7 protein-coding genes are annotated in these 6,721 nt (G+C 67.4%); all 7 read left to right on the top strand.

Annotated features, from left to right (window positions below; translation table 11 throughout):
• Positions 1-561 (top strand): TraB/GumN family protein (locus CA237_RS16375; RefSeq protein WP_164523907.1); only part of this gene is annotated, 561 nt, incomplete at its 5' end.
• Positions 562-824: 263 nt separating this feature from the next.
• A complete protein-coding gene (locus tag CA237_RS16370; RefSeq protein WP_126014840.1) occupies positions 825-1,502 on the top strand; it encodes a 50S ribosomal protein L25/general stress protein Ctc in 678 nt (225 codons plus the stop codon).
• A 418-nt stretch (positions 1,503-1,920) separates the two neighbouring features.
• Positions 1,921-2,487, top strand: coding sequence for an aminoacyl-tRNA hydrolase (gene pth, locus CA237_RS16365; protein WP_126014838.1), 567 nt, complete (start codon positions 1,921-1,923; stop codon positions 2,485-2,487).
• 210 nt (positions 2,488-2,697) lie between these two features.
• Positions 2,698-3,558, top strand: a complete 861-nt coding sequence (locus CA237_RS16360; RefSeq protein ID WP_126014836.1) for an AraC family transcriptional regulator — start codon at positions 2,698-2,700, stop codon at positions 3,556-3,558.
• A gap of 436 nt (positions 3,559-3,994) precedes the next feature.
• A complete protein-coding gene (locus CA237_RS16355) occupies positions 3,995-4,900 on the top strand; it encodes a PHB depolymerase family esterase (protein WP_126014834.1) in 906 nt (301 codons plus the stop codon).
• 38 nt (positions 4,901-4,938) lie between these two features.
• Positions 4,939-5,523 (top strand): TIGR02466 family protein, encoded by a 585-nt coding sequence (locus tag CA237_RS16350; RefSeq protein WP_066690252.1) that lies wholly within the window; start codon positions 4,939-4,941, stop codon positions 5,521-5,523.
• Positions 5,524-5,588: 65 nt separating this feature from the next.
• A complete protein-coding gene (gene ychF, locus CA237_RS16345) occupies positions 5,589-6,689 on the top strand; it encodes a redox-regulated ATPase YchF (RefSeq protein WP_066690254.1) in 1,101 nt (366 codons plus the stop codon).
• Positions 6,690-6,721: the final 32 nt, after the last annotated feature.

Raw genomic sequence — 6,721 nt, 5'->3', positions numbered from 1 at the left:
GTGCGCTCCAGCATCGTGCGCTGGGCGGCCGAGCTGGGCTTCCCCCGCAATGCCTTCGACAGGACCGACCCGTGGTTCGCCGCGACGGTCCTCGCCGCGCAACCGCTGGCGCAGGCCGGCTACCGCAGCGAGCCCGCCCCCGAGACGCTGCTGACGAAACTCGCCGATCGAACCGGCAAGCCGGTCACCGCATTCGAAACGCTCGGCCAGCAACTTGGCCTCTTCGCCGCCCTGCCGCAGGCCGCCCAGCGCACGATGCTGGAGCGCACCCTCGCCGAGCGCGATCCGGTGCCGGCGATGGACCGGGTCGTCGCCACCTGGGGCCGTGGCGACGTCGCGACGCTCGACCGGCTGCTGGGCGAGGATATGACGCAAGCCGGTCCGGCGGTGCGCGCCGCGCTGCTCGACCGGCGCAACGCCGCCTGGGCGCGCACCATCGCCAGGTGGATGCGCCAGCCGGGTACGCGCTTCGTCGCGGTCGGCGCGGGGCATCTGACCGGGCCGGGCAGCGTGCAGGATCGGTTGCGGAAGATGGGTTTGGAAGTGATGCGGGTGCAATAGCACCCCACCCCGTTCGGTTCGAGCAGCTTCGAGCCTGTCGAGAAGCGTCCGTCGAGAACGCCCCGCTTGGGGCACCCCCTTCTCGACTACGGTTCTCGACAGGCTCGAACCTCCGCTCGAAGCAAACGGGGGTGGAGGAAACGGGGCACCCAACCTTGCCTTTCCCCCCAAACTCCCCTATGCGCCCGCGCTTGTTCGTGCCGGGGTCATCCCTGGAGGCCCGGCCGCGCAAGACACATCAATACGTACTCAAGGAAGACATGATGAGCGACACGCTGAATCTGTCGGCCGAGACGCGCGATCGGGTAGGCAAGGGAGCCTCCCGCGCCCTGCGTCGCGATGGCCGCGTCCCCGCCGTGATCTATGGCAACAAGCAGGACCCGGAGGGCATTCACCTGAACGCCCGCGAACTCATGAAGGCGCTGATGACCGGCCACTTCATGAACTCGGTCATCATGGTCGATGTCGGCGGCAAGAAGGTTCGCACCCTGGCCAAGGACGTCGCGTTCGACGTCGTCACCGACCAGCCGATCCATGTCGACTTCCTGCGCATCGCCAAGAACGCGACCGTGACCGTCGCCGTGCCGGTGACCTTCACCAACGAAGACGACGCCCCCGGCATCAAGCGGGACGGCGGCGTGCTGAACGTCGTGACCCATGAAATCGAACTGACCGTCGAAGCGTCGAACATCCCGACCGAGATCGTCGTCGACCTGACCGGCCGCGAAGTCGGTGACTCGATCCACCTGTCGGACATCGACCTGCCGAACGGTGCCGAAGCGACCGCATCGGAAGACGCCGTGACCGTCGCGACGATCACCCCGCCGACCACGCTGACCGCCGAGGACGAGGCGCTCGACGCCGAAGTTGCCGAAGCGCAGTCGGCCGAAGCCGCTGCGGAAGGCGACGACGCCGAGGGCGAGGACAAGGCCGAGGGCTGATCCGCCCCGCCTTTGTGCTCTGCTGATGGGGAGCGGGATGGCCATGCCGTCCCGCTCCCTTTGCGTTTGGGGGCTGCGTCGTTCCCCCGGCGCAGGCCTGACCCCAACCACGCCAACGCATTCCGGGTACAGGTCCCTCTCCTGCCGCCGTCATCCCGGCGAAGGCCGGGATCCATGGACACGGCCACGTCACGGCTCGATCGCGAGCACCCGACACAATGGATTCCGGCCTGCGCCGGAATGACGATGGTGGCGAAGTAAAGGTCCCCCATCGTCGTTCCCGCGCAGGCGGGAACCCATAAACGCAACGCCTGTAGCTCCATCGCAAACGCCAGCGGCAATGGATTCCCGCCTTCGCGGGAATGACGGTTATGGCTACAGGCGTTCCGCACTCACCCGCCACCAAAGGACGCCCCACATGCAGCTCTGGACCGGCCTGGGTAATCCCGGCCCGCAATATGCGATGCATCGCCACAATATCGGCTTCATGGCGGTCGACGCGATCGCGGAGGTCCATGGCTTTGCCGCCCCCAAACGCGCCTTTCAGGGCTGGATACAGGAAGGGCGGATCGGATCGGAAAAGATCCTGCTGCTCAAACCCGGCACCTGGATGAACGAAAGCGGCCGTTCGGTCGGCGAAGCGATGCGCTTCTACAAGCTCACGCCGCAGGACGTGGCCGTCTTCCACGACGAACTCGACCTCGCCCCGTTCAAGCTCAAGGTAAAGATCGGCGGCGGCCATGCCGGGCATAACGGCCTGCGTTCGACCGACGCGCATATCGGCCCCGACTTCCGCCGCATCCGCCTCGGCATCGGCCATCCGGGGCACAAGGACCGGGTGACCCCCTATGTGCTCGGCAATTTCGCCAAGGCGGAGATCGACGACCTGACAGACCTGCTCGGCGCCGTCGCGGCGGAGGCGCCGTGGCTGGCGGCGAACGACGACGTGCGCTTCATGAACGAGGTGGCGCGGCGGATGGGGTAGAGCTCCCCTTCCGGCCTCCCCATTCCCCTGTCCCCGCCCAAGCGTCACCCCAGCGCAGGCTGGGGTCTCCCCGTGAAGACACGCAACGCCAACCAACCGGGATACCCCAGCCTGCGCTGGGGTGACGCTGGAGGTCGGCAATAGCGCAAGATCGGTCGAGCGCCCGCACCTTCCCCCACCCATACCACCCGTGCCACACAGGACACGGACATGACGGCGACCACCCCCTATCACGACCGGATGCAGCGGGCGCTCGACCATATCGACCGGCATCTCGACGACGAACTCAACCTCGCCAGCATCAGCGCGGTCGCGGCCTTCTCCAAATATCACTTCCATCGCCAATTCGTTGCGACCTTCGGACTGCCGGTCCATCGCTATGTCCAGCTTGCCCGGTTGCAGCGCGCGTCCCACCGGCTGGCGTTCCACGCCGACCGCGTGACCGATGTCGCGCTGGATGCCGGCTATGACGCGCCCGATGCCTTTGCCCGCGCCTTTCGCCGGCATTTCGGCCAGTCGCCGTCGTCCTTCCGTTCCGTGCCCGACTGGGCACCGTGGCGCGCGGCGCTCCTGCCGCTGGATCATGCGAGGAACCGATCCATGCCGACCTATGACGTCACCATCCGCGACTTTCCCAACACGCCGGTCGCCTATCTGTCCCACGACGGCGACATGGCCAGCATCGGCGACAGCATCCGCCGCTTCATCGCGTGGCGCCGCGCGAACCGCCTGCCGCCGTCCGATGCCGCGACCCTCAACGTCTTTCACGACGACCCGCACGACGCCCAATCCGGCCCGGTCCGCATCGACCTGTGCGTCGCCACCGACCGCGCATTTCCGGTGGCAGACGGCATGACCATGGGTCTGATCCCCGGCGGACGCTGCGCCGTGATCCGCATCACCGGCCGCGCCGACGACCTCGAAGCCCCCGCGCTCCACCTCTATCGCGACTGGCTCCCCATCAGCGGCGAGGAACTCCGCGACTTCCCCCTCTTCTGCCAGCGGGTCCGCTTCGCCCCGGAAGTCGCCGAGCATGATGCGATCACCGACCTGTTCCTGCCGCTGCGCTAGGCGGTCCAAAAAGGCGGGAACAGCTACTCCCGCTTGCGGATGCCTCTTCGAAAGTCGCGGTCGACGACAGACGCCTGCCGTACCCCCGCAGGCGGGGGTCCAGAGCCAAGCAAAACGACGGGTTGCGTGTGTCGCCCTGGCCCCCCGCCTGCGCGGGGGTACGTAACAGGGGAATGCTTCAGATGTTCGCGGGCAAGAAAACTGGCTTTCCTACACCCTCCGCCATCGTCATGCTCGCCCGGTCCAAGCCATGTCCCGCGTACCGCCACGCACCGGATCGAACGCAACGCAAACTATCGTGCGAGTGTGAACTTAGTGAACTTTGCCCCATCCGTGCTACCGAACCGACGACCCCGCCAACACGCCACTAGTGTGAACTTAGTGAACTTTGGCCACGCCTTGCGCCGCGCCGCCCCTGCCCGATAGGAAGCATTCCATGGCCAAACCCTTGCAACTGCTCGCCTTCCTGTTCCTGCTGCTGACCGGCACCGCCGCACTGGCCGCGCCGCGCTGCACCGCCAGTCCTGCGAACCAGTCGCAACGGATCACGATCAACGACGGGGTGCGCTCGGTGCTGCTCCACCTGCCGCCGGGCTTCGATCCGGCGCGGCCGGCACCGCTCGTCATCCTGCTCCACGGCAGCGGCGGCACCGGCGCGGCGATGCTGCGCGATTCGAACCTGGCCGAGGCAGCGGACCGGCATGGCTTCATCGTCGCCGCGCCCGATGCCGGCATCCCCCATGACCAGGGCTTCGTCTGGAACATTCCTGGCGTTCCCACCGTCGCCGGCACCATTCCCGGCCCCGACGCCCCCGACGACGTGAAGTTCATCGGCGCGCTGATCGACCAGCTGGCCAAGGCGGGCTGCGCCGATCCCGCCCGCGTCTATGCCACCGGCCTGTCGGGGGGCGGGCGAATGACCTCGTGGCTCGGCTGCGTCGCCGCCGACCGCTTTGCCGCCATCGCCCCGGTCGTCGGCCTGCGCGCGGGCAATCCGCTGGCCAGCGATCCCACCCGCCCCGATCCCGCGACCTGTCGCCCTTCGCGCCCGCTGCCGGTCATCGCCTTCGCCGGCGATGCCGACACCACCAACCCGATCCAGGGCGGCGGCGCCAAATATTGGTCCTACACCATGCACGCCGCCGAGATGCGCTGGGCGACGCTCAACGACTGCACCGCCGCCCCCACCACCCGCTGGGTCGCGCCGAAAGTCTATGAGGAACGCTATACCGGCTGCCGCGACGGTGCCGATGTCGCCGGCCGCATCACCGTCGGCGGCGGGCATAGCTGGGTCATCGACAACGACGCGCTCTGGGCGTTCCTGTCGCAGCATCGCCGCTGACCCTTCCCAAAACGCCACCGATCCGCCAAGCCGCCGCCATGACCGTCCGCACCCTCTTCCCGACCCATCTCTACGAAGCCAGCCTCGCCGACGCCGCGCTGGTCGACGATCTCGACGCCTCGGTCCGCGCGCTGGCGGAGGAGGACATGGCCGGGCGCCGCTGGTCGAAGGAGCATGGCTATCGCGGCTATACCTCCTACGCCTCCCTGAACGACCTGCCGCTCCGCGATCCGGTCTTCGCCGACCTGAAGCGCGTGCTCGACCGCCATGTCGCCAAATTCGCCGCCGCCTGCGGCATGGAACTGGCGGGCCGCAAGCTGAAGCTCGACAGCCTGTGGGTGAACCTGCTGAAGCCCGGCGGCGGCCATTCGGGCCACCTCCACCCGCACAGCGTCGTGTCGGGCACCGTCTATGTCGCCGTTCCCGAAGGCGCGGGCGGCATTCGGTTCGAGGACCCCCGCCTTCCCATGCTGATGGCCGCCCCCACCCGCCCCGGCACGTTCGAAACCGTCGCGCCCGAACCCGGCACGCTGCTATTGTGGGAAAGCTGGCTGCGGCACGAGGTCATGCCGCACGCCGGCAAGGGCGAACGGATCAGCGTCAGCTTCAACTATCGGTGGTAGCTTTTGCAAAGCTGGTCGCCACCCGCTAAGGCGCAGGCTTTCCATCGTCTCCGGGATAGCATCACGTGGGTTTTCGCTGCGGTATCGTCGGGCTGCCGAATGTCGGCAAGTCCACCCTGTTCAACGCGCTGACGCAGACTCAGGCGGCACAGGCGGCCAACTATCCCTTCTGCACGATCGAACCGAATGTCGGTAACGTCGCGGTCCCCGATCCCCGGCTCGACCAGCTGGCCGAGATCGCCGGTTCGGCCAAGAAGATCGAGACGCAGCTCGCCTTTGTCGACATCGCCGGCCTGGTGCGCGGCGCGTCGAAGGGCGAAGGGCTCGGCAACCAGTTCCTCGGCAATATCCGCGAGGTGGACGCGATCGTCCACGTCCTGCGCTGCTTCGAGAATGACGACATCCAGCATGTCGACGACCGGGTCGATCCGATCGCCGACGCCGACACGGTCGAGACCGAGCTGATGCTCTCCGACCTCGAAAGCCTCGAAAAGCGCGTGCCCAACCTGACCAAGAAGGGGCAGCAGGGCGACAAGGAAGCGAAGGTCGCCGCCGCCGTGCTCGGCCGTGCGCTCGACCTGCTGCGCGATGGCAAGCCCGCGCGCCTGACCGAGATCAAGGACGAGGAGGAGGAACGCCTCTTCGCCCAGGCGCAGCTGCTGACCGCCAAGCCGGTCCTCTATGTCTGCAACGTCAACGAAGAGGACGCCGCCGAGGGCAACGACCTGTCGGCCAAGGTCTTCGAAAAGGCGAAGGCAGAGGGCGCTCAGGCGGTCGTCGTGTCGGCGGCAATCGAGGCGGAGATCGCCACGATGGAACCGGCCGACCGCGCCGAATTCCTGTCCGACCTGGGGCTCAAGGAAACCGGCCTCGCCCGCGTGATCCGCGCCGGCTATTCGCTGCTCCAGCTGCTGACCTTCTTCACCGTCGGCCCCAAGGAAGCGCGCGCCTGGACCGTGTCGGTCGGTGCCAAGGCCCCGCAGGCGGCGGGCGAGATCCACAGCGATTTCGAACGCGGCTTCATCCGGGCCGAAACCATCGCCTATGCCGATTATGTCGCCTGCAAGGGTGAAAGCGGCGCGCGCGACGCAGGCAAGCTGCGGGCGGAGGGCAAGGAATATGTCGTGCAGGACGGCGACGTGATGCTGTTCCGCTTCAACGTCTGACCGTTCATAGCGCCGTCATCTTAACGCGTTAG

The organism is Sphingomonas sp. ABOLH (assembly GCF_003951715.1).
GTDB classification, from domain to species: Bacteria; Pseudomonadota; Alphaproteobacteria; order Sphingomonadales; family Sphingomonadaceae; genus Sphingomonas; species Sphingomonas hankookensis_A.
Note: the sequence above shows the minus strand (reverse complement) of the source record. Positions and strands in the feature narration are given on the sequence as shown.